The 2,868-nt window shown below is 67.9% G+C and carries 4 protein-coding genes; 3 read left to right on the forward strand and 1 reads right to left on the reverse strand.

The features are described from left to right. A partial coding sequence (locus tag WAW85_RS00305; protein ID WP_422557687.1) for a glycosyltransferase occupies positions 1-262 on the reverse strand: 262 nt, incomplete at its 3' end. Between the two features lie 163 nt (positions 263-425). On the opposite strand from WAW85_RS00305, the gene WAW85_RS00310 reads away from it, so the two are divergent. The 3 genes from WAW85_RS00310 to WAW85_RS00320 all read left to right on the forward strand — a co-directional run. Then, entirely contained in the window at positions 426-1,652 is a 1,227-nt protein-coding gene (locus WAW85_RS00310; protein ID WP_422557689.1) for a cytochrome P450, read from the forward strand. A gap of 86 nt (positions 1,653-1,738) precedes the next feature. Then, positions 1,739-2,707, forward strand: coding sequence for a metal ABC transporter solute-binding protein, Zn/Mn family (locus WAW85_RS00315; protein WP_422557688.1), 969 nt, complete (start codon positions 1,739-1,741; stop codon positions 2,705-2,707). Between the two features lie 25 nt (positions 2,708-2,732). Continuing rightward, positions 2,733-2,868, forward strand: a 136-nt coding sequence (locus WAW85_RS00320; RefSeq protein ID WP_422557690.1) for an ATP-binding cassette domain-containing protein, incomplete at its 3' end; no start/stop codon positions are given.

Below are 2,868 nucleotides of genomic sequence, written 5' to 3' on the forward strand. Positions count from 1 at the left end.
GATCACGCTTGTCCAGTCCGTCGAACGGTCCGGCTTCCACATGCCGGACGAGGACTCCCGGCGCCGCCTGGACTACCGGGTCGTCGGCGGACGAGGTGGCCCGGGTAAAGATCTCCACCTCGATGCCCCGGCGCGCCAGCCGCTGCGCGGTCTGCCACACGTATACGTTCATCCCGCCAGCGTCGCCGGTGCCCGGTTGGGCGAGTGGCGAGGTATGCACTGAGATCAGCGCGAGCCGACGTGGCCTCCATAGACCGGTCATAGGCTCAGCCTAATCTGATCGGCGCAGACGCCGCAGGCACCGGGTTGCCAGAACCGTGCAGACTGCCGAACCGATGTTCTTCATGCTTCGCGTCCGGGGCCGGACGATCGCCCGGATCGGCGAATGCACCACCGCCGTGCGGTACCTGCGCCAGCATGAGGAGATGCCCCTTTCCCGCCAGGCCCGAGCCGCTTTCGTCTTGCGCAGCGAAGCCACCTGGGACGAGCCGTTCTCCATGTATGCGGAACTGCGCCGCCACGATCCCGTCCACTACGTCGCCGACGGCGACTACTGGGTGCTCAGCCGACACGCCGACGTGCTCGCGGCGGCCTCCGATGCGGCTACTTTTTCTTCCGCGCAGGGGCTCACCGTCACCTATGGGGAACTTGAAGCCATCGGCATGGCCGACCATCCGCCGCTGGTGATGCAGGATCCGCCGGCGCACACCGCCTTCCGGCGCCTAGTGGCCCGCGGCTTCACTCCGCGTCAGGTGGCTGCGGTGCAACCGCAGGTGCAGGCGTTCGTGACGGCCCGGCTGGACGAGCTCGCGGCGACCCCGGCCGGCGACCCTGCCGATATTGTCGACCGCCTACTCAAACCGCTGCCGTCGATGGTCGTCGCGCACTATCTCGGTGTCCCCGAGTCCGATAGGGCCAACTTCGACGCATGGACCGAGGCGATCGTCGGAGCCACGTCGGCGGGCGGACTGGGCGCCGCGGCGACCACGGCCGCGGCCGCCACCGCCGAGATGGCCGGATACTTCGCCGATCTGGTGAACTATCGCCGGAGCCATCCGGGCGAGGACACTGTCTCGCAGTTGGTCTCGGCCGGGGTGGCCGACGACGATCTGCTCGCCGTCCTCGCGTTCACGTTCACCATGGTGGCCGGCGGCAACGATACGACCACCGGCCTACTTGGCGGCGGACTGGCGTTGCTCGCTGCCGCGCCGAAGCAACGTCGCGCGCTGGCCGACGACCCGGGATTGATCCCCGAGGCCGTCGAGGAGTTACTCCGACTGACCTGTCCGGTGCAAGGTCTGGCCCGGACCACCACCCGCGCGGTGACCTACGCCGAGACCCCGCGCGGCCCGGTGACCATCCCAGCAGGCAAGAAGGTATTGCTCTGCTACGCCTCGGCCAACCGCGACACCGACGAGTACGGGCCGGACGCCGAGCGGCTGGACATCACCCGACGGCCCCGGAATCTGCTGACCTTCAGCCACGGGCACCATCACTGCCTGGGTGCGGCCGCCGCCCGCATGCAGGCGACGGTGACGCTGACGGAATTGCTGGCCCGCTTCGGCAACTTTGCTGTCGACCCGGGCGGTATCACCTGGGCGGCCGGGAACTACGTGCGCCGACCCACCTACGTTCCCTTCTTCCCCGGCTGATCTATGCACCGCTGACCATTAGTACCGGGAGGGACGCGTCCGTAAACTCTGTCGGTAACGATTGTCATTACCGCGAAGGGTCCCCCATGTCTCCCTCTCTGCGCCGCTTCGCCGCGGCCGCACTGGTCGCCGTCACCGGTTTCGCCGCCGCGGCGTGCACCAGCGCCGACGACAGCGGCCCCCCACAGAACGACCACCCGCAAGTCGTCGCCTCCACCGATGTCTGGGGCTCGGTCGCCAGCGCCGTCGGCGGCGCACACGCCGAAGTGACCGCCCTGTTCAACACCCCCGGCGCCGACCCGCATGAGTTCGAGCCATCCATGGCCGACACCGCCAAGATCCAAGACGCCGACGTGCTGGTCTTCAACGGCGGACACTACGACGCCTACGTGGAGACCGCGGCCGCAGATTCCACCGCGCTCACAGTGAACGCCACTGCCATCGCGCTTGGCGACGACGCAGCCGCCGACCACGCCGGTCACAATCACAGCGATCACAACCACAGCGACGACCACAGCCACGACGATGGCGCCAACGAGCACGTCTTCTATGATTTGGCCGCGGTGGCGCAGGTCGCCGATCGGGTGGCCGCGGCGCTATCGCAAGTCGCCCCCGCACACGCCGACTACTACCGAGCCAACGCCGACCAGTTCACCAGCGGCATCGCCGATCTGCGCGCCCGCTTGGCGGCGATCAAGGCGGCGCACAACGGCACCAAAGTCGGCTCCACCGAACCACTGTCGGCCTTCCTGCTGACCGAGGCGGGCCTCGTCGACGTCGCACCCGCTGCCTTCGCCGCAGCGGTGGAGAACGGACAGTCACCGTCGGCCGCCGACGTCGCCACGTTCACCGATCTGCTGACGAATCAGGTGATCAAGGCGCTGATCTACAACACGCAGGCAGTGGACCCGGCTACGCTCACGGTGCTGCAGATCGCCCGGCGTTCATCGGTCCCGGTCGTCGAACTCACCGAGTCGCTACCCGAAGGCGTCACCAGCTACCTCGACTGGCAGTCCGGTCAGATCGGGCAGTTAGAACAAGCCCTCAACTCCTGACGTGGAAGCTCTCGTGACCCCACCCATCTCCTTCACCGACGCCAGCCTCGCCATCGGCGACCGCGTCCTGTGGCGCCACCTCGATCTGGACATTGACCCCGGCGAGTTCATCGCCGTCCTCGGTCCGAACGGTTCGGGCAAGACCACGCTACTGCGGGCGA

The sequence above is a fragment of the Gordonia sp. (in: high G+C Gram-positive bacteria) genome (assembly GCF_049299075.1).
In the GTDB taxonomy this organism is placed as follows: Bacteria; Actinomycetota; Actinomycetes; order Mycobacteriales; family Mycobacteriaceae; genus Gordonia.

Coding starts and splice junctions, on each gene's coding strand:
- WAW85_RS00315 (WP_422557688.1), top strand. CDS start 1,739: ATGTCTCCCTCTCTGCGCCGCTTCGCCGCGGCCGCACTGGTCGCCGTC.
- WAW85_RS00310 (WP_422557689.1), top strand. CDS start 426: ATGCCCCTTTCCCGCCAGGCCCGAGCCGCTTTCGTCTTGCGCAGCGAA.